Here is a 20,281-nt window from a genome sequence, read left to right as displayed (position 1 = left end):
AGGACCGAGCGCGCCGGCAGGCCGGACTGTCGCAATCGGCAACGGATGTGTCACCGTTCAGAACACCGGCCCCGCCGCGGGTGCGGCGCACCCGCCCGGGCCGTGCCCCCGACAGCCGGTCAGAACACCGGGTTTGCGGTCAGCGACCCCGTGTAGAGGATGAACACCCGGTTGTTCGCCGCGGCCATGGTCCAGTCGTCCCGCTCACGCGACGTCCGGCGATCCTCCCACGCCACCCTGCCCTTGCCGATGTCGTAGACCTTCAGGGCGTCGGGATCGCCATTCGACGACGTACCGCACCACAGCGAGTTCCCCTGGACCACCGGCGGGTACCTCAGGGCGACGGTCGACGCCTCCTCCGTCCACTCGGTGTCCCGGGTCTTCGCGTTCATGGCGGTGAGCATGGTGTCGTTCACGGCATAGAGCACCTCGCCGTCCAGCGCCGGCGCGCTCCAGATGTACTCGCCCTTCGGCTCCACGTTCCACTCCGGCTTGCCGTCGCCCTTCAACGCGTACGCCGTCAGCCCGTCCCCGCCCGCGTACAGGAAGCCCCCGCCGATCGCGCACGGCATCGCGTAGGAGCTGCGCTTCGGGGTGTCCCACACCTTCCTGCCGTCCTTGGTGTCGACCACCGCGATCTTGCCGTCGGAACCCGAGACCACCAGCAGGCCGTCGGCGACCGCGGCCCACGCGGGCTTGCTGACGGTCGACTTGACCGGCAGCCCGACAGTCCACCGCTCCTTGCCGCCGGTGCCGACCGCGCGCAGCTCGCCGTCCTTCGTCGTCACGTACGCCCCGTCCGCGTCGGCCGCGAGCACGACCTCCGCCCGGGCGCCCGGCGCCGACCACTGCTCGCGCCGGTCCCGGCCGCGCAGCCCGTACACGGTGCCCTCGGCGTCCGCCGCGACGAAGGTGTTCTCGTCGAGCGCCGCCGCGCGGGCCGCCGCCGCGGCCTCCTCCTGGCGCCACTTCTCCCTGCCGGTGCGGATGTCCAGACCCGCGATGCTGCCGTCGGCCATCGCGGCGACCAGGATCTCGCGCAGCGGAAGCAGCATCGGCATATCGGAGTTGAGCCCGCTGACCGGGCCCCAGAGCGCCGCGGGGGCGTTGTTCGCGCTGTAGCCCTTCAGCGGCTGCGCCGCCCACGGGTCGCGCTTGGGCGCCGCCGTCGTTCCGCCGTCGTCCTTCCCCAGCCACCACCACGCGGCCGTGCCCGCGCTCGCCGCCAGGACCGCGCCGCCGGCGCCGAGCCCGACGAGCAGCCGCCGCCGCGAGGGCCCCGGGATCTGGGTGTCACCGGCCGCGGGGAGTGCGGCGAGGCGGCCCGCCTCCTGCTCGCGGCCCTCGATGTCGTCGGCGAGTGCGCCCTGCCGCCAGACGGCCTCGGAGCCGGGCGGCGGGGCGAGGGCGGCGGCGATCTGCGGCGGAGTGGGGCGGTACGCGGGGTCCTTGGCCAGGCACGGGGCGATCAGCGGGTACAGGTCGGGCGGCAGCCCTTCGAGCCGCGGCTCGCCGTGCACCACCTCGTACTGCACGGCCGCCACATGGCTGCCCTGGTACGCCGTCTGCCCCGTCGCCGCCAGCGTGAGCACCGCGCCCAGCGCGAAGACGTCCGCGGGCGGGCCCACGCGCTGCCCGAGCACCTGCTCCGGCGGCCCGTAGCCCGGGGTGACGGGCGCCTCGCCGGTGCTGGTGAGCGTCAGGCCGTGCTCGGGGCGGGCGATGCCGAAGTCGATGATGCGCGGCCCGGTCGCGGTCAGCACGATGTTGGGCGGCTTGACGTCGCGGTGGACGAGGCCGGCCGCGTGGATGTCGGTGAGCGTGCTCGCGAGCGCCGCGCCGACCGCCCGCAGCGCCGTGCCGTCCAGCGGCCCGTACCGCTCGACGGCCTCGGCGAGGGTCGGCCCGGCGAGGAACTCGCAGGCGATCCACGGCCGTCCGCCCTCCGTCTCGGCGCCCAGCACCCGCGCCACACCGGGGCTCTGCACGGCCTGCGCGGCGTGCGCCTCGCGGACGAAGCGCTGCGCCAGGTTCGACTGGTGGGCCAGCTCGGGCCGCAGCACCTTGATCGCGGCGGGCCGCCCCGAGGAGTCGCGGCCGAGGTACACCTTGCCCATGCCGCCGGCGCCGAGCACGCCGATGAGGCGGTACGGGCCGAGGCGCAGCGGGTCTCCGGTGCCGAGGGGTTTCATGGACGTACCGCTCCTGGTGGAAGTTCCTACTGAAGGGGGAGCCCGCGCACTTCGGCGGCGGTGACGACGAGGACGACCTTCGCGTCGTCCTGTTCGAGGACCATGGGGCGCTCGTTGTCCTCGGGCCCCCGGTACGACCACGCGGTCCTGTGCTCCTCCAGGTCGACGGCCCGCACCCAGTCGCGCCCGCCGGTGCCCACGTACGCGTACTTCTTGCCGACCACGGGCGCGACGATGAACGCCTGCGGCCCGGCCCAGTCGGCCTTGGCCTCCCACTCGACCTCGCCGCTGGCGCCGTCGATGGCGATGAAGCCGTTGCCGTTCTCGACGACGTAGGCCTTGCCGTCCTTGACCGCGGGCGTGCCGTACAGCCGGGTGTCGGGGCCGAGCGCGGCGCGTGCGTCGCGGTCCTTGCCGAGCGTCCAGCCCACCTCGCCGTCCGACAGCCGCAGCGCGGTCAGGTCGCGCAGGCCGAGGAGGACGTGGCCCTTGACCGTGGGGAACTGCTGGAGTCCCGCGAGCGCGTCGCGGTCCGCCTTCGGCGCCTCCCAGGTCCAGCGCACCTCGCCGGTCCGCGCGTCGAGGCACGTCAGGGTGGACTCGACGCGGATGAGCGCCTCGTTCTTCGTCAGGGCCGTCGCGTACGAGGGGCCGGTGTCCGGGGACTTGTTGTCGAAGCCCCACAGCAACTCGCCGGTCTTCAGGTCCGCGGCCACGAACTGCGGGGTCCACTCCGTCTTCTCGACGACGCGCTTCTTCGTCTTCTTGTCCTTGTAGACCCGGGTGACCCAGCGGGCGGTCGCGCGCATCAGCATGATGTCGTTCTCGTAGCCCTCGATGGCCGTGCCCTTGACCTCCGCGCCCTTGAGGACGACGTGTTCCTCCCGCTCGCCCGTCTCCGGGTCGCTGGTGAAGACGGCATACGATCCATCACCCGAGATGTCGCGGCTGCCGACGGCGTAGAACCCTGAGTCGTCGCCGACGATACCCAGCGAGGGCATTGCGGCGTCGTCGACGCCGCGCAGCTTGCCGTTGCGCGCGTCCACGAACTGCCCGCCGCCGGCGCTGGTGAGGAGCAGCACGTAGGTGCCGCCGGTGGCCAGGCTGAACGCGCCGCCGCCGCCGACGACCGGGCGGGTCCACAGCTCCTTCGGCGCCTTCGGCTTCTTCGCCTTGGGCTTGGCCTCCGGCTCCTTCTCGTCGTCGCGGAGGAACGCCCACGCCCCGACCCCCGCGCCGCCGACCGCCACGGCGCCCGCGCCCGCGAGCGCCAGCACCTTGCGCCGCGACGGGCCCGTGCCGCCCGCGCCCAACTGCGTCTCCAGCGCGGCCTGCTCCGGCGACGGCAGCCGCGGCGGCTGCGGCTGCCAGGCCACGGCGGCGCGGCGCAGGATGTCGGCGTGCAGCGCGTCCGGGAGGTGGTCGGCGAAGTCGGCCGTGCCGCCCGGCAGCCCCTCGGCGAGCAGCCCCGCCAGCTCGTCGGTGCCGGGGCGGGCCTCCTGCTCCTTGGCCAGGCAGCGCTGGAGCAGCGGCAGCAGCCCCGCGGGCACGCCGGACAGGTCCGCCTCGCCGTAGCGCACCCGGTACAGCAGGTCCGCGGCCTGGCCGCCGCCGAACGGGCCGTGGCCCGTGCAGGCGAAGACCAGCACGCCGGCCAGCGCGAACACGTCGCCGACCGGGGTGTGTTCGACGCCGGACGCCTGCTCGGGCGACATGAAGGCGGGCGTGCCCGCGGCGGTGCCGGTACGGGTCAGGTGGTCGTCGCCCGCCGCGCGGGCGATGCCGAAGTCGATGACCTTGGGCCCGGACGACGTCAGCAGGATGTTCGACGGCTTGAGGTCGCGGTGGACGACGCCGGAGCGGTGCAGCTGCCCGAGCGCCTCGCAGAGCGCGGCGCCCAGCGCCCGCGTCGTGGTCTCGGGCAGCGGCCCCGACACCGCGACCGCCTCGTCCAGCGGCGGGCCGAGCACGTACTCGGTCGCCAGCCACGGCGTCTCCGCCAGCGGGTCGGCGTCGACGACCTCGGCGCCGTAGTGGTCGCCGATGACGCGGGCGGCGTCGGTCTCCAGCCGGAAGCGGGTGCGGAACTCGGCACCCGTCGTGCCGGCCTCGCCGCTGACGAGGTCGGCGTGCATGGTCTTCAGCGCCACGGTGCGCCCGCCCGTGGAGCGGGCGAGGTAGACGGTGCCCATGCCGCCACTGCCGAGGCGGGCGACCAGCCGGTACGGGCCCAGCTGCTGCGGATCGTCGTGGGTGAGGGGCGTAGCCATGGGATCAGTCCACCGGGAGTGCGTAGAGGGCGTCCTTGGACATGACGAGAGCGATGCCGTCGTCCGCGGCGAGCACCCGGCCGGAGATGCCGGGGCCGTCGTCGGAGGCCGAGCCGGCCTCGCTGACCGTCGCGAACCGCCACAGCGGCGCGCCGTCGCGGGTGCGGAACGCCTGCACCTCGGCGTCGTTGCTGTAGAAGAGGGTGCCGCCGGTACCGCTGAGGAGGACGTCCGTGACGTCGAACTTGCCGCCGGAGTAGACCGGGGTGCTCCACACCCGCTTGCCGTTCTGCACCGACAGCGCGGTGACCTGGGCACCCTGCGTGCCGTAGAGCACGCGCGAGCGCGCGTCGGTCAGCTCGGCGAAGAAGTGCTCCTTCATCGGGTGCTCCCACAGCTTCTTCGCGCCGCGCATCTCGAACCCCCGGAGCGTGTCCGCCTCGTTGTTGGGGCTGAAGAGCGTCCCGGCGTCGGTCGCGTAGGTGCTGGGGCCGTCGTAGTCCTCGATCCCCTCGAACTTCTGCTCCCACGCCTTCTCGCCGGTGCGCCGGTCGAGCGCGAGGTAGGTGAAGTCGAAGCCGGAGGTGGGGGCGCTGGGGATGAGCAGCTCGCGGCCGCGGACCTTCATCGTCTCGCCGTCGCTGAGCGGGTTGTCGCTCAGGTCGCCGTAGCCCTCGGGCAGCGGCTTCTGCCACACTTCCTCGCCCTTGCGGGTGTCGTACGCCACCATGGCGAACTTCTCCAGGTCCTCACCCACCGTGGCCAGGAAGTAGACGATCCCGTCGGCGGCGCCGGCGGCCTCCTGGAAGGACAGCTTGCTGCCGAGCGAGTACTCCTCGATGGCACCCTTCGACTTGCCCCCGGCCAGCTCGACGACCTCCATGGATCCCATCGACGGGATGACGAGCGCCCGGCCGCGGCCGAGGTCGATCAGGCCCCCGTCCGCGAACACGTCGGAGTCCCACGCCTTCTTTCCGGTGCGCACGTTGACGGCGGTGAGCGCGCCCATCGTCTCCACGACGGCGATCTTGCCGATGAGGCTGATCCCCGTGGCCTCCTGGCCCTGCAGCGAGTAGTGCCACAGCGGCTTGGGCGCGGCGCCCTTCGCGGGGGTGGTGCGGTAGACCGGCGGATCCTCTTCTGTCGCACGGCGGTACGCGTAGACGCCGCCCCCGCCGACCGCGAGGCCCGCGGCACCGAAGGCGAGGCCGCGCAGCAGGGCGCGGCGCCCCGGGCGGGACGGCGGCACCGAGGTCTCCCCGACGCCCGCCCCGGCCGAGGTGTCCGGTGTCCCGCCGACGGCGGGCGGGCCGCCGGGCGCGCCCGGCCCGGGCGGCGGCGTGAGCGGGCCCTGCGCCGGCAGCGAGGGCAGCTGCGCGGTCAGCGCGGCCGCGACGGCCCCCGGCAGCTGCTCCTGCCCCGGCTCCGCCGGCAGGGCCTGCTGCACCTGCTGGAGCTGCTGGAGCAGCGCGTCCGCGCGGGGGCGCTGCGCCGGGTCCCCGGCCAGGCAGCCGGCGAGGACCGACGCCAGCGGCTCCGGCAGCGCACCGGGGTCGGGGGAGTGGGCACCGGTGGCGGCGTACGCCAGCACCGCGCCCAGCGCGTAGATGTCGCCCAGCGGCCGCGGCACCCCGCCGGCCTGCTGCTCCGGCGGCAGCCACGCGGGCGGCAGCCCGGGCACCGCCGTACGCGGGCCGTCGCCCGGCGCCGCCGCGCGCACCGCGCCGTACGCCACGAGCCGCGGCCCCGCCGACGTCAGCAGCACCGCGGCCGGCGTCAGCCCCGCGTACACCAGACCCTGCGCGTGCGCCTGGAGCACCGCGGCGGCCAGCGACACCCCCAGCTGGCAGACGTACGGCACCGGCAGCGGACCGCCGTGCGCCGCCAGCGCCGCGGGCAGCGGCAGCGCGGGCGCGCAGTCGTACGCCACCCACGGCTCCTCGTCCTGCGGCGCCACCCCGGCCACCGGCGCGGCGGCGTGCCCCGCCAGCCGCGCGGACGTACCGGCCTCGGAGGCGAAGCGGACCCGGAAGCCGGGATCGGCGGCAAGCGCCGCGGGCGGCGTCATGAGCACCACGACCCGGCCCAGCGGCTCGCTGAACGCCAGATGGAACTGCGGCCCGTCGGCGCCGGGCCCGCCCTCCTGGCCGTACGGGCCGAGCGGCGCGACGATCCGGTGCGGGCCCACCCGCTGCTGCGGGCCGCCGGTGTGCGCGCCGCCGGCCGTGCCGGTCGCGCCGCCGTTGTGGCCGCCGGATCCGGTCAACGTGTGCATACGAACAATCCCCCTTGGCGTCGCGCGCTCAGTCCAGCGGCAGCGCGTAGACGCTGCTCCCGCTCGCGACCACGGCCGTGTCCTTGCCGACCGCCACCCGGCGCCGGTGCGCGTACTTCGGCTTCCCCGGCCGCATGTCGGTGAACCGCCACAGCAGGTCGCCGCCGTCCGCGTCGTACGCCAGCACCTGCGTGTCGTCGCCCGCGATCAGGACCTTCCCGTCGGGCGTGACGTGCAGCGCCGGGGCCTGGACGAGCACCCCCACGTAGGCCAGCTGCGGGTTGCGCTTCCACTGCTCCTCGCCCGAGTCGCGCGCCACCGAGTGCACGGCGCGGAACGTGTCGAGGGCGTGGATCGTCTCGCCCTGCACGGCGGGCGGGCCGAAGTTCTGCGGGTTCGAGGTGTCCTCGTCCCACGGCTCCGCGGTCAGCTTCCACAGCTCGGCGCCGTCGCCGGTCACGTCGAACCCGCGCATGTCCTTGCCGGCGGTGGCGACCAGCAGGTCCTTGCCGGCCGCGGCCCAGTGGCCGCCCGCCATCCCGGCGTACTCCTGCGCCCACCGCTCCTCGCCGCTGCCGAGGTCGAGCGCGGAGACGGTGACCGGCTTGTCGCGGTGCGTGGCGTCGTCGTCGGCCTCGGGCACCAGGACGACGGAGCCGCCGAGGAAGAGCGCGGCGGTCGCGGCGGCGGAGCCGGGCGAGCGCCACAGCTCGCGCCGCTCGGCGAGGTCGTAGCCGACGACGGTCAGCTCGCCGCCCTCCTTGACGGTGAACGCCGCGGTGTCGCCGGCCACGCCGAGGAGCGCGCCGTACGGCGTCCTGCCGCCCTTGCGGAACTTCTCCGACGTCCAGGCGACCGAGCCGTCCGCGGCATCGAGCACCGTCAGGTCCTTGCCGGGCACCATCACCATGCCGTCGCCGAGCGGCACCGCGGGGCCCGCGGGGCTGACCTCCGACTGCTCCCACAGCTCGTCGCCGGTGCGCAGGTCCATCGCGAAGACGCCGGACTTCGCGACGACCAGCGCGGCGGAGGACCCGGCGACGACCGGCGGGCCGACCGGCTCGACCTTGCCCAGGCCCTTGCCCCACAGCACGGGCGGCGCGGCTCCGGTCAGCCGCTTGCTGCCGGTGTTGCGGGCGGCCAGCCGCTCCGCGGCGGTCGGCGGCGGAGGCGGGTCCTCGGTGGTCGCGGCCCAGGCGGCGGCGCCGCCGGCCGCGACGCCCGCGGCCCCGCCGGCGATGCCGGCGAGCAGGGCGCGGCGGGTGGCGGGGCGGCCGATGACGGTCGCGTCGCCGATCAGGTCCGGGGTGCCCGAGGCCTCGGCCGCGAGCGCCGCCAGGAAGGCGGGGTCCGGCTCGGTCTCGGCGGCGAGCACGTCGGAGGCCTGGAGCGCCAGGGCGGCGCTGACCCGGCGGGGCAGCCAGCCGGGGGCCAGGGCCGCGCCGGAGCGGGTGGTCGCGGCGTCGAGCACGGTCCCGGGGGCCGCGGCACCCGGGCCGGGGCCCCCCGCGCCCGGCGCGGCGGCGCGGAGCAGCTCCGGCAGCAGCGTCGCGGCGGCGGGGCGGCGCGCGGGGTCGGGGTGGAGGCAGGGCTCCAGGACGGCGCGGAGCGCGGGCTGGAGGAGGTCCAGCGGGTTCGCGGGGGTGCCGTACGGGTCGGAGGCGTAGGGATCCGCGGCGTACGGGTCGTGGCCGTACGCGGGATCGCCGGCGAGCGGGTCCGTCAGCGGGTCGCCCGGGTACTGCGCCTGCGGGTCCGCCGCCGGGTCGCCCCCGGGGACCCGGCCGGTGGCGGCGTACAGGAGCACCGCGGCCAGCGCGTACACGTCCCCCAGCGGCCGCGGGCGCCCGCCCGCGACCTGCTCGGGCGGCAGGAACTCCGGTATGAGCCCGGCCATGCTCTCGCGCGGGCTGCCGTCGGCGCCCGCCGCGCTCACCGTGCCGTAGCCGGTCAGCAGCGGACCGTCACCGGTGAGCAGCACGGCCGTCGGGTCGAGCCCGCCGTGCGCCACCCCGCCGGCGTGCAGCGCGGCCAGCGTCTCGGCCAGCGCGGCGCCCACGGCGTACACGGTGCGCTCGGGCAGCGGGCCCCGCTGCGCGTCCAGCGCGGCGGGCAGCGGCAGCGCCGGCCGGTACGGCATCGCCCACCACGGGGCGCCGCCGGTCGACAGCTCGCTCACCGGCGCCAGCCACGGGCCGGCCGTACCGCCGAGGCGCTGGGCCTCGGCGGCGGCCGCGTGGAAGCGCCCGGCGTGGCCGTGGTCGGCGGCCGTCGCGTCGGTGTGCGGTGCGGTGATCAGGACTGTGCGTTCGCCGCCCGGCGCCTGGGCGATGTAGCGCGCGGCCGGCGCGCGCATCTCGCCCGCGTCCGTATCCAGACGCCCCACCGGCCGGTACGCCCCGAACTGCTCGGGGTCGTCGAGTCGCAGCGGTTCCATACCCCCTCCTAGGAACTGGCCGGACGCAGCCTACCGGGGACGGTGGGGCTCCGCGCCAGTCGGGGGGTAATTGGTCCCGTGCGGCAGGGGAGAAAGGCCCGCGAGAGAGCCGCGAATTCTTATCCGGGAGTGGCGTGCACCACATGCCTCTGAAGGAATCCTAAAAGCGGTAGTAGGCGAATCTGACAAGGGTCCGGGACTTTCGCCCCTGCGGCCGCCGGACTTTTGGCAGGGGAGTCCGCCGGACTTTTGGAAACGGGTCGATCGATCGGCTCTGACCTGCATGGATGCCCTAAAAACGCCAGCTTGGGTGCCGTCCGGGGTGGCTCCAGGCGCCGTTCTTTTGGGGTGCACAAGGGGCGGAAAAACCCGAATCGCGGCTACGACCCAGGCTCGTACCAAGGGCCCTTGTCTGCCCCGATCGGACGCGTTACCAAGGTGGAGCGACCTCGGAGCGCAGCCGGGGTCGGAACCTTTCTGGAGGGAATTCCGAGAATGTTCAAGCACGCCAAGTTCACCGCCCCCGTAGCCACCACCGCCATGCTCGCCGCGGGCGCCGGCATGGTCGTCGCCCTCGGCTCGGGCGTCGCCACGGCCGACAGCAAGCCCGACTGGGTCAAGCCCGTCACGGCCGACTACGACGTCACCGGCCAGTACAACCAGGGCGGTGCCCGCTGGGCCGCGAAGCACAGCGGCCAGGACTTCGCCGCCCCCACGGGCACGAAGGTCAAGTCGGCCAGCGACGGCACCGTGGTCACGGCCGGCTGGGGCGGCGCCTACGGCAACAACATCGTGATCAAGCACGGCGAGGGCCTCTACACCCAGTACGCCCACCTGTCCAAGATCGACGTGAACGTGGGCGAGAAGGTCAACGCCAAGGAGCTGATCGGCAAGATCGGCACGACCGGCAACTCCACCGGCCCGCACCTGCACTTCGAGGTCCGCACGACCCCCGACTACGGCTCCGCCGTGGACCCGGTCGCGTTCCTCAGCAAGCACGGTGTCAAGATCTGACCCGCACGCCCGGCCCCGCCGGGCGGCGCCGGGCGGCGGTCCTCGGGCCGCCGCACGGCTGATAGGCTGGCGGACGGTTCGCGTGAGCGCCCCCGTATCCCTCGGGTGAGGCGCCGCGACCGCCCCGCCTGCCGAGTCACCGCAGATTCCCTGTGACCAAAACCAGGGACGCTCGGCGGCGCCGACCCGAGGAGTAGGACATGTCGCTCGACACCGCGACCAAGCAGAAGATCATGGCCGAGTACGCCACGAAGGAAGGCGACACCGGCTCCCCCGAGGTACAGGTGGCGATGCTCACCCAGCGCATCAGCGACCTCACCGAGCACCTGAAGACCCACAAGCACGACCACCACTCGCGCCGCGGTCTGCTCCTGCTCGTCGGCCGCCGCCGCCGGCTGCTGCAGTACCTGGCGAAGAAGGACATCGCCCGCTTCCGTACGCTGGTCGACCGCCTCGGCATCCGCCGCGGCGCCGCCGGCGCCCGCTAGCGCCGTTCGAGGGAGCGGCTCCCGCACCGGGAGCCGCTCCCTCGGCGTATGCCCGCAGCGCTCCGGTTTCGCCCGGACGCCGGGCCGGTCCGTCCGTACGGACCCTTACCGAACGGTTGCCAGCCAGCCGTCGAGACGCCGCCAGGGGGACTTGTACTCTGGTCGGCAGGACATCAGCACAGAGTGAACACGGGGAGCAACCGCCCGCAGCCGCCGGACCTGTGCCGACAGCGGGCGCCGGTCCTCGGTAGTGGCCTTCGGAGCACGCGAGAGCGCGCCCCCGGTGGCTTCGATCGAAGACCGGCCCGGCCTACAGCCGCTCATCCGGCCCGAGCCTGCCGCGCGGGTGCTCCACCGCTCACCGCCCACGCCACACGGGCGTGGGTGCAGACGAGGAGAATTTCCTGGTGGAGAACGAAACCCACTACACCGAGGCCGTCATCGACAACGGCTCGTTCGGTACCCGCACCATCCGCTTCGAGACCGGCCGGCTCGCCAAGCTCGCCGCCGGCTCCGCCGTCGCCTACCTCGACGACGAGACCATGGTCCTCGCGGCGACCAGCGCCTCCAAGCAGCCCAAGGACCAGCTCGACTTCTTCCCCCTGACGGTGGACGTCGAAGAGCGCATGTACGCCATCGGCAAGATCCCCGGCTCCTTCTTCCGCCGCGAGGGCCGCCCCAGCGAGGACGCCATCCTCACCTGCCGGCTCATCGACCGGCCGCTGCGCCCCTCCTTCAAGAAGGGCCTGCGGAACGAGATCCAGATCGTCGCCACCATCGAGGCGCTCAACCCCGACCACCTCTACGACGTGGTCGCCATCAACGCCGCCTCCGCCTCCACCCAGCTGGCGGGCCTGCCGTTCTCCGGCCCCATCGGCGGCACCCGCGTCGCCCTCATCCGCGGCCAGTGGGTGGCCTTCCCGACCCACGCCGAGCTTGAGGAGGCCGTCTTCGACATGGTCGTCGCCGGCCGCGTCCTCGACGACGGCGACGTCGCGATCATGATGGTCGAGGCCGAGGCCACCGACCAGACCGTCGAGCTGGTCAAGGGCGGCGCCACCGCGCCGACCGAGGAGGTCGTCGCCGCCGGCCTGGACGCCGCCAAGCCCTTCATCAAGACCCTCTGCAAGGCGCAGGCCGACCTCGCCGCCAAGGCCGCCAAGCCCACCGGCGAGTTCCCCGTCTTCCTCGACCACCAGGACGACGTGCTCCAGGCCCTCACCCAGGCCGTGCGCGACGAGCTGGCCCAGGCCCTCACCATCAGCAACAAGCTGGAGCGCGAGGCCGAGCTGGACCGCGTCAAGGACGTCGCCGCCGAGAAGCTGCTCCCGCAGTTCGAGGGCCGCGAGAAGGAGATCTCCGCGGCGTACCGCGCGCTCACCAAGGAACTGGTGCGCGAGCGCGTCATCCGCGAGAAGGTCCGTATCGACGGCCGCGGCGTCACCGACATCCGGCCGCTGGCCGTCGAGGTCGAGGCCATCCCGCGGGTGCACGGCTCGGCGCTCTTCGAGCGCGGCGAGACCCAGATCATGGGCGTGACGACGCTGAACATGCTCCGCATGGAGCAGCAGCTCGACACCCTCAACCCGGTGACGCGCAAGCGCTACATGCACAACTACATCTTCCCGCCGTACTCCACCGGCGAGACCGGCCGCGTCGGCACCCCCAAGCGGCGCGAGATCGGCCACGGCGCGCTCGCCGAGCGCGCCATCGTGCCGGTGCTGCCCAGCCGCGAGGACTTCCCGTACGCGATCCGCCAGGTCTCCGAGGCCCTCGGCTCCAACGGCTCGACCTCCATGGGCTCCGTCTGCGCCTCCACGATGTCGCTGCTGAACGCCGGTGTGCCGCTGAAGGCCCCGGTCGCCGGCATCGCCATGGGGCTGATCTCCAAGGAGATCGAGGGCGAGACGCGCTACGTGACGCTGACCGACATCCTCGGCGCCGAGGACGCCTTCGGCGACATGGACTTCAAGGTCGCCGGCACCAAGGAGTTCGTCACCGCCCTGCAGCTCGACACCAAGCTCGACGGCATCCCCGCCTCCGTGCTGGCCGCGGCCCTGAAGCAGGCCCGCGACGCCCGGCTCCACATCCTCGACGTGATGATGGAGGCCATCGACCGGCCGGACGAGATGTCCCCGCACGCCCCGCGGATCATCACCATCAAGATCCCCGTGGACAAGATCGGTGAGGTCATCGGCCCGAAGGGCAAGATGATCAACCAGATCCAGGAGGACACCGGCGCCGAGATCACCATCGAGGACGACGGCACGATCTACATCGGTGCCGCCGACGGCCCGGCCGCCGAGGCCGCCCGTACGACCATCAACGGCATCGCCAACCCGACGATGCCCGAGGTCGGCGAGCGCTACCTGGGCACGGTCGTGAAGACCACCTCCTTCGGCGCCTTCGTCTCCCTGCTGCCCGGCAAGGACGGTCTGCTGCACATCTCGCAGATCCGCAAGCTCGCCGGCGGCAAGCGCGTCGAGAACGTCGAGGACGTCCTCGGCGTCGGCCAGAAGGTCCAGGTCGAGATCGCCGAGATCGACCAGCGCGGCAAGCTGTCCCTCATCCCCGTCCTGGAGGACGAGGACAAGGACGGCGACGACGCCGGGAAGTCCGAGGACGAGTCCGCGAAGTGACCCTTCCCCGCAGCAGTCGGAAGGCGGCCCGCCCCCCGTACCGGGGGCGGGCCGTCCCCCGTCCGCGCTCCACCGCCGCCACGCTGTCCACGGGAGCCGACGGCTCCGCCGGCCCGGCGGCCGCCGGCACCGTACGCAGGACGGTGCTGCCCGGCGGGCTGCGCGTACTCACCGAGACCCTGCCGTCGGTCCGCTCCGCGACCTTCGGCATCTGGGCGCACGTCGGCTCCCGCGACGAGACCCCCGCGCTCGGCGGCGCCACGCACTACCTGGAGCACCTGCTCTTCAAGGGCACCAGGACCCGCTCCGCCCTCGACATCTCCGCGCCCATCGACGCGGTCGGCGGCGAGATGAACGCGTTCACGGCCAAGGAGTACACCTGCTACTACGCGCGGGTCCTCGACACGGACCTGCCGCTGGCCATCGACATCGTCTGCGACATGCTCACCGGATCCGTCATCCGCGCCGAGGACGTCGAGGCGGAACGCGGCGTCGTCCTCGAAGAGATCGCGATGACCGAGGACGACCCCGGCGACTGCGTCCACGACCTCTTCGCCCGCACGATGCTCGGCGACACCCCCCTCGGCCGTCCCGTCCTGGGCACCGTCGAGACCGTCACGGGCCTCACCCGCGACCGCGTCGCCCGCTTCTACCAGCGCCACTACACACCCACCCGGCTCGTCGTCGCCGCCGCGGGCAACGTCGACCACGACGACGTCGTACGCCGCGTGGCCGCCGCCTTCGACCGCGCCGGCGCCCTCGCCGCCACCGACGCCGCCCCGCACGGCCCCCGCGCCGGCAGCCGCACGCTGCGCACCGCGGGCCGCTTCGAGCTGCAGGAGCGCCGCACCGAGCAGACCCACCTCGTCCTCGGCGCCCCCGGCGTCGGCCGGCACGACGAGCGCCGCTGGGCGCTCAGCGTGCTGTCCGCGGCGCTCGGCGGCGGCATGAGCTCCCGGCTCTTCCAGGAGGTCCGGGAGAAGCGCGGCCTGGCCTACTCCGTGTACTCGTACACGTCCGGCTTCGCCGACTGCGGCCTCTTCGGCGTCTACGCCGGCTGCCGCCCTGCGCAGGCCGCCGACGTGCTCAAGCTCTGCCGCGAGGAACTGGCGCAGGTCGCCGCGCACGGCCTCGCCGACGACGAGGTCGCCCGTGCCGTCGGCCAGCTGTGCGGCTCCCTGGTGCTGGGCCTGGAGGACACCGGCGCGCTGATGCACCGCCTCGGCAAGAGCGAGCTGTGCTGGGGCGAGCAGATGTCGGTCGACGACATCCTGGCCCGGATCCGCGCCGTCACCCCCGACGACGTACGCGAGGTGGCGGCGGCCGTCCTGTCCCGCCGCCCGTCGCTGTCCGTCATAGGACCGGTCACGGACCGGCAGGCCACCGCGCTGCGGGAGGCTGTGGCCTGAGCGGGGCGGGGCGCGCTCCCCATCGACTCATCGACACCGGAGGTAGTACGCACATGAGCACCCGGCTCAAGGTCGGCGTCATCGGCGCCCGCGGCCGTATCGGCTCCGAGGCCGCCCGGGCCGTCGGGGCCGCCGACGACATGGACCTCGTCGCGGCGGTCGACCGCGACGACGACCTCGCGGAGCTGGCGAAGGCCGGTGCCGAGGTCGCCGTCGAGCTGACCCACCCGGACTCCGCCCCCGCCAACGTCGACTTCTGCGTACGCAACGGAATCCACGCCGTCGTCGGCACCACCGGCTGGACCGACGACCGCCTCGACGCGCTGCGCGCCCGGCTCGCCGACAGCCCCGGCACCGGCGTGCTCATCGCCCCCAACTTCTCCCTCGGCGCCGTGCTCACCATGCACTTCGCCCGGCAGGCCGCCCGGTTCTTCGAATCCGCCGAAGTCGTGGAACTGCACCACCCGAACAAGGCCGACGCCCCCTCCGGAACCGCGACCCGCACCGCCCGCCTCATCGCCGAGGCCCGCCGCGAGGCCGGCCTGCCGCCGCAGCCCGACGCCACCGCCACCGCCCTGCCCGGCGCCCGCGGCGCCGACGTCGACGGGGTGCCCGTGCACGCCGTACGGCTGCGGGGGCTCCTCGCCCACCAGGAGGTGCTGCTCGGCGACACCGGGGAGACCCTCACCATCCGGCACGACTCGCTGCACCACAGCAGCTTCATGCCGGGCATCCTGCTCGCCGCCCGCCGGGTGCGGGAGACCCCGGGCCTGACGGTCGGCCTGGAACACTTCCTCGACCTCGGCTGACGCCGCCGGGACTCCGCTGATGCGCTCGAAGATCACGTACGTCGTGCTGTCGGCCGTGCTGGTCGTCTACTTCTTCCTCGCCGGCACCCGCGGCTGGTACCTGCTGCGCGAGGGCACGCCGGTGACCGTCGCCTTCGGCGTCGCCGTGCTGGTGCTGCCCGCCATCGGCATCTGGTTCCTGTGGCACACCACCGCCTTCGCGCGCGCCGCGAACGCGCTGGCGCGGGAGCTGGACGCCGAGGGCGGCCTCCCGGTCGACGAGCTGAAGCGCACCCCCAGCGGCCGCATCGACCGCGACTCGGCCGACGAGGTCTTCCGCCGGCGCAAGGAGGAGACCGAGTCGGCGCCCGGGGACTGGCGGTGCTGGTTCCGGCTTGCGGTCGCGTACCACGACGCGCGCGACACCCCGCGGGCGCGCAAGGCGATGCAGCGGGCGATCACGCTGCGCAGGACGGCCGGCTAGCGGACCGTACGCCCCGGGCCGCCCCGGCGGCGCCGCGGGCGTTCAGCGCAGCTCCGTCGCCCACGCCTCGACGGTGTCCGCCGCGCGGTCGAACGCCTCCGGGCGGCTGAGGAAGTCGGCGTTGTTGTCCGTCAGCAGCGGCCGCAGCGGCACCGCGGCCCCGCCCCGCCCGCGCCGCCGCGCCGCGGGGACCACCAGGACCGCCTGCCCCTGCACCGTACGGGGCAGGCCGAGCCACTTCACCGGCTGCTGCACGGTCCGTACGGCGGCGATCTCGTCCCACGCCAGGGTGACGGTATGGAGGAGGTGCACCTGCCGCAGCCCGTGCGCGCTCACCCACACGCCGACCCGCAGCAGCCGCAGCGCCGCCAGGATGAAGGCCACCGCCACGCCCGCGCACGTCAGCGCGCCCGTGACCGAGCCCGCAAGCAGCATGATGACGGTCGCGAAGAGGAGGTACGAGGCGAGCAGCAGTTCCACGGCGGCCATGAGGACCCGCCAGGGGCCCGGGCGGTACGGCCGTCGCCAGCGGTCGCGGTCGGCGTAGGGGAGGGGAGCGTCGCCGGCGACGTCTCCGAAGTCGCGGTCGGCGGTCAGAAAGGGCAGTGGCACGCCTGCGAGGCTAGCGAGGCCCCGGCGGGCCCACCACCCCGGGGGTGCGGACGGGGCACCCGGGGCTGCTGCGGCGGCCGGGACGGCGCGCCGCGCGCGGCCTCAGGGGGTCTGCACGTTCTCCGTGTCCTGTGCGGATCCCGGGTCGTCGGTGAGCTGCATCGCCGGGATGCCGAACACCACCGCGCCCACGAGGCCCGCCACTATCAGCACGCCCACCAGGGCCCGTCCGGCGATCTCCCCGATCCCGGCGCGTTCCACGGGTGGCGGCACGGGGACGTCGCTGCGGAAGCGGTCGGCCTCCGCTATGAAGGCGAACGGAACGGGCTCACGCCGACGGCGAAGCATGCTGGGGCACCACCTCAGGGCTCGTGGGTTTGTCGACTCGGCTCCTGCCATCCGGACAACGTCGGAACGTCCCGTAAAGTGCCCAGATCCAGGGCCATGTGCCGAATACCTCTCAAAGGTACCAACGCACGGATGGCGCACAGAGCACCGGCGAAGCCGGCGGACACGCGAAAACCGCTGAGAAATGTCTGGAATGGTGGTTATCGCGAAGTTCGCCTAGGCTGAGGATACGAACCCGGTACTGCTTGAACCCCCGAGCAGGCAGTGCCGGGTTCTCCCGCGCCTGCCGCACCGCACGCCACCCAAGCGCGCACTCCGGGCATTCTTACGAGTAGCGTGTCACTCATGGCTCCGACATCCACCCCGCAGACGCCCTTCGGACGGATGCTGACCGCCATGGTCACGCCGTTCACCCCCGACGGCGCCCTCGACCTCGACGGCGCCCAGCGACTCGCCGCCCACCTCGTCGACGCAGGCAACGACGGGCTGGTGCTCAACGGCACCACCGGTGAGTCCCCCACCACCAGCGATGCGGAGAAAGCCCAGCTCGTACGGGCCGTGGTGGACGCCGTCGGCGACCGCGCCCACGTCGTCGCCGGAGCCTCGACGAACGACACCCGGCACAGCGTCGAGCTGGCCCGCGCCGCCCAGGACGCCGGCGCCCACGGCCTGCTGACCGTCACGCCGTACTACAGCAAGCCGCCGCAGCAGGGCCTCTACGCCCACTTCAAGGCCATCGCCGACGCCACCGACCTGCCCGTGATGCTCTACGACATCCCCGGCCGCAGCGGCGTCCCGATCAACACCGAGACCATGCTCCGGCTGGCCGAGCACCCCCGGATCGTCGCCAACAAGGACGCCAAGGGCGACCTCGGCCGCGCCAGCTGGGCCATCGCCCAGACGGGCCTGGCCTGGTACTCCGGCGACGACATGCTGAACCTGCCGCTGCTGTCCGTCGGCGGCGTCGGCTTCGTCTCCGTCGTCGGCCACCTCGTCACCCCCGAACTGGTCGCCCTCGTCGAGGCGTACACCAGCGGGGACGTGACCAAGGCCACCGAACTGCACCAGCAACTGCTCCCCGTCTACACCGGCATGTTCCGCACCCAGGGCGTCATCACCGTCAAGGCGTCGCTCGCCCTGCGGCAGCTGCCCGGCGGCCCGCTGCGGCTGCCGCTCGTGGGACTCTCGCCGGAGGAGACCGAGCAGCTCAAGCGGGACCTCAAGGGCGGCGGCGTGCACGTGTAGCCGGACGCGCCCGGCCGTACGCAACGCACACCCGCCGTCCTCACCGCCACAGACGTCACAACCGCATACCGAGAAACCCGCGGCGCGGCTTCAGGGAAGCCGCCGTCGCATGCATTCATGTGCGCCCCGCCCGGGCCCGCCGCCGGGACCCGGCCGGTGCGCATGGTGAGGAGAGACCTTTGAGCCATCCCCATCCCGAACTCGGCCCGCCCCCCGCACTCGCGAAGGGCGCCCTGCGCGTCACGCCGCTCGGCGGGCTCGGCGAGATCGGCCGCAACATGACCGTCTTCGAATACGGCGGCCGCCTGCTGATCGTCGACTGCGGAGTCCTCTTCCCCGAGGAGGAGCAGCCCGGGGTCGACCTGATCCTTCCCGACTTCTCCACCATCAGGGACCGCCTCGACGACATCGAGGGCATCGTCCTGACGCACGGGCACGAGGACCACATCGGCGCCGTGCCCTACCTGCTCCGCGAGAAGGCGGACATTCCCCTGATCGGCTCCAAGCTGACCCTGGCCCTCATCGAGGCCAAGCTCCAGGAGCACCGCATCCGCCCGTACACCCTCCAGGTCGCCGAGGGCGGCCGGGAGCGCATCGGGCCCTTCGACTGCGAGTTCGTCTCCGTCAACCACTCCATCCCGGACAGCCTCGCCGTCGCCGTCCGCACCCCCGCGGGCGTCGTCGTGCACACGGGCGACTTCAAGATGGACCAGTTGCCCCTCGACGGGCGCCTCACCGACCTGCCCGCGTTCGCGCGCCTCGGCGAGGAGGGCATCGACCTGCTGCTCGTCGACTCCACCAACGCCGAGGTCCCGGGGTTCGTGGCCCCGGAGAAGGACATCTCCGGGGTACTGCGGGGGGTCTTCGCGGCGGCGCAGCGGCGCATCATCGTGGCGAGCTTCGCGAGCCACGTGCACCGCATCCAGCAGGTCCTGGACGCGGCGCACGCGTACGGCAGGAAGGTCGCCTTCGTCGGCCGCTCCATGGTCCGCAACATGGGCATCGCCCGCGACCTCGGCTACCTGCGCGTGCCCCCCGGCCTCGTCGTCGACGTGAAGACCCTCGACGACCTGCCGGACCACGAGGTCGTCCTCGTCTGCACGGGCTCGCAGGGCGAGCCGATGGCGGCCCTGTCCCGCATGGCCAACCGCGACCACCAGATCCGCATCGTCGCCGGCGACACGGTCATCCTCGCCTCGTCGCTGATCCCGGGGAACGAGAACGCCGTCTACCGGGTCATCAACGGCCTCACCCGCTGGGGCGCCAACGTCGTCCACAAGGGCAACGCCAAGGTGCACGTCTCGGGCCACGCCTCGGCCGGCGAACTGCTGTACTTCTACAACATCTGCAAGCCCCGCAACGTCATGCCGGTGCACGGCGAATGGCGCCACCTGCGCGCGAACGCCGAACTCGCGGCGGCGACGGGCGTCCGCGCCGACCGCATCGTCATCGCCGAGGACGGCGTGGCCGTCGACCTGGTCGACGGCGTCGCCAAGATCTCCGGCAAGGTCCAGGCGGGCTACGTGTACGTCGACGGCCTCTCCGTCGGCGATGTGACGGAGTCCTCGCTCAAGGACCGCCGGATCCTCGGCGAGGAGGGCATCATCAGCGTCTTCGTCGTGGTCGACAGCACCACCGGCAAGATCGTCGGCGGCCCCCATGTCCAGAGCCGCGGCTCGGGCATCGAGGACGGGGCGTTCCGCGACGTGATCCCGAAGCTGGAGGAAGCCCTCGCCAAGTCGGCCTCCAACGGCGTCGCCGAGACGCACCAACTCCAGCAGCTGGTACGGCGCACAGTGGGCAAGTGGGTCTCCGACACCTTCCGCCGCCGCCCGATGATCCTCCCGGTCGTCGTCGAGGTCTGACGGCCACCCGGGCCGGCCCCGGCCCGACAGCCCCGGCCCCGACTCCCGCCTCGGACGTTGCCCCAGGCGGGGGTTGGGGCCGGGGCTGATTTGCACGGGGGACGAACGTCCAGTAGGTTTACGGCACCGCCCGACGAGCCCGAGGGCCGTCGTGCCCGGTCAACTGGGCCCGAGGGGCGGTCATTTCAACCCCGAGAAGCTGTTAGGGTTGGAAC

At 73.4% G+C, this 20,281-nt stretch carries 14 protein-coding genes; 8 read left to right on the top strand and 6 right to left on the bottom strand.

Translation table 11 applies throughout. From position 1 onward, the window contains the following. Positions 1–119: 119 nt before the first annotated feature. The 4 genes from LG396_RS10835 to LG396_RS10815 are packed head-to-tail and all read right to left on the bottom strand — an operon-like array spanning position 120 to position 9,174. Entirely contained in the window at positions 120–2,192 is a 2,073-nt protein-coding gene (locus LG396_RS10835; protein ID WP_225794600.1) for a protein kinase domain-containing protein, read from the bottom strand. A gap of 26 nt (positions 2,193–2,218) precedes the next feature. Continuing rightward, positions 2,219–4,462 carry a serine/threonine-protein kinase gene (locus LG396_RS10830; RefSeq protein ID WP_225794599.1) on the bottom strand — a complete coding sequence of 748 codons (2,244 nt, stop codon included), beginning with the start codon at positions 4,460–4,462 and terminating at the stop codon, positions 2,219–2,221. A 4-nt stretch (positions 4,463–4,466) separates the two neighbouring features. Beyond that, positions 4,467–6,737 (bottom strand): outer membrane protein assembly factor BamB family protein, encoded by a 2,271-nt coding sequence (locus LG396_RS39210; RefSeq protein WP_263978989.1) that lies wholly within the window; start codon positions 6,735–6,737, stop codon positions 4,467–4,469. A 28-nt stretch (positions 6,738–6,765) separates the two neighbouring features. Further along, on the bottom strand, positions 6,766–9,174 hold the full coding sequence (locus tag LG396_RS10815; RefSeq protein WP_225794598.1) for an outer membrane protein assembly factor BamB family protein: 2,409 nt from the start codon (positions 9,172–9,174) through the stop codon (positions 6,766–6,768). Positions 9,175–9,669: 495 nt separating this feature from the next. On the opposite strand from LG396_RS10815, the gene LG396_RS10810 reads away from it, so the two are divergent. The 6 genes from LG396_RS10810 to LG396_RS10785 all read left to right on the top strand — a co-directional run bounded on the left by LG396_RS10810 (position 9,670) and on the right by LG396_RS10785 (position 15,996). After that, positions 9,670–10,188 (top strand): M23 family metallopeptidase, encoded by a 519-nt coding sequence (locus LG396_RS10810; protein WP_018840002.1) that lies wholly within the window; start codon positions 9,670–9,672, stop codon positions 10,186–10,188. 200 nt (positions 10,189–10,388) lie between these two features. After that, a complete protein-coding gene (gene rpsO, locus LG396_RS10805) occupies positions 10,389–10,676 on the top strand; it encodes a 30S ribosomal protein S15 (protein ID WP_018840003.1) in 288 nt (95 codons plus the stop codon). 407 nt (positions 10,677–11,083) lie between these two features. Continuing rightward, on the top strand, positions 11,084–13,315 hold the full coding sequence (locus LG396_RS10800) for a polyribonucleotide nucleotidyltransferase (RefSeq protein WP_225794597.1): 2,232 nt from the start codon (positions 11,084–11,086) through the stop codon (positions 13,313–13,315). After that, positions 13,312–14,724, top strand: coding sequence for a M16 family metallopeptidase (locus tag LG396_RS10795; protein WP_225794596.1), 1,413 nt, complete (start codon positions 13,312–13,314; stop codon positions 14,722–14,724). The genes LG396_RS10800 and LG396_RS10795 overlap by 4 nt, the downstream gene beginning before the upstream one ends. Before the next feature lie 53 nt (positions 14,725–14,777). Next, positions 14,778–15,533 carry a 4-hydroxy-tetrahydrodipicolinate reductase gene (dapB, locus tag LG396_RS10790; RefSeq protein ID WP_225794595.1) on the top strand — a complete coding sequence of 252 codons (756 nt, stop codon included), beginning with the start codon at positions 14,778–14,780 and terminating at the stop codon, positions 15,531–15,533. Positions 15,534–15,552: 19 nt separating this feature from the next. Then, entirely contained in the window at positions 15,553–15,996 is a 444-nt protein-coding gene (locus tag LG396_RS10785; RefSeq protein WP_225794594.1) for a hypothetical protein, read from the top strand. Positions 15,997–16,038: 42 nt separating this feature from the next. On the opposite strand, the gene LG396_RS10780 is transcribed toward LG396_RS10785, so the two are convergent. Together LG396_RS10780 and LG396_RS10775 are read right to left on the bottom strand one after the other, a co-directional pair. Then, a complete protein-coding gene (locus LG396_RS10780) occupies positions 16,039–16,608 on the bottom strand; it encodes an SCO5741 family PH domain-containing membrane protein (RefSeq protein ID WP_225794593.1) in 570 nt (189 codons plus the stop codon). 102 nt (positions 16,609–16,710) lie between these two features. Next, positions 16,711–16,956 (bottom strand): hypothetical protein, encoded by a 246-nt coding sequence (locus LG396_RS10775; RefSeq protein ID WP_225794592.1) that lies wholly within the window; start codon positions 16,954–16,956, stop codon positions 16,711–16,713. 345 nt (positions 16,957–17,301) lie between these two features. Between LG396_RS10775 and dapA the strand changes: the two genes are divergently transcribed. Both dapA and LG396_RS10765 read left to right on the top strand, forming a co-directional pair. Continuing rightward, positions 17,302–18,201 (top strand): 4-hydroxy-tetrahydrodipicolinate synthase, encoded by a 900-nt coding sequence (dapA, locus tag LG396_RS10770; RefSeq protein WP_037743544.1) that lies wholly within the window; start codon positions 17,302–17,304, stop codon positions 18,199–18,201. Between the two features lie 179 nt (positions 18,202–18,380). Then, positions 18,381–20,066: a ribonuclease J gene (locus LG396_RS10765; protein WP_018840011.1), complete on the top strand. Its 1,686-nt coding sequence runs from the start codon at positions 18,381–18,383 to the stop codon at positions 20,064–20,066. Positions 20,067–20,281 lie beyond the last annotated feature (215 nt).

The sequence above is a fragment of the Streptomyces aculeolatus genome, assembly GCF_020400605.1.
GTDB classification, from domain to species: domain Bacteria; phylum Actinomycetota; class Actinomycetes; order Streptomycetales; family Streptomycetaceae; genus Streptomyces; species Streptomyces aculeolatus.
Note: the sequence above shows the minus strand (reverse complement) of the source record. Positions and strands in the feature narration are given on the sequence as shown.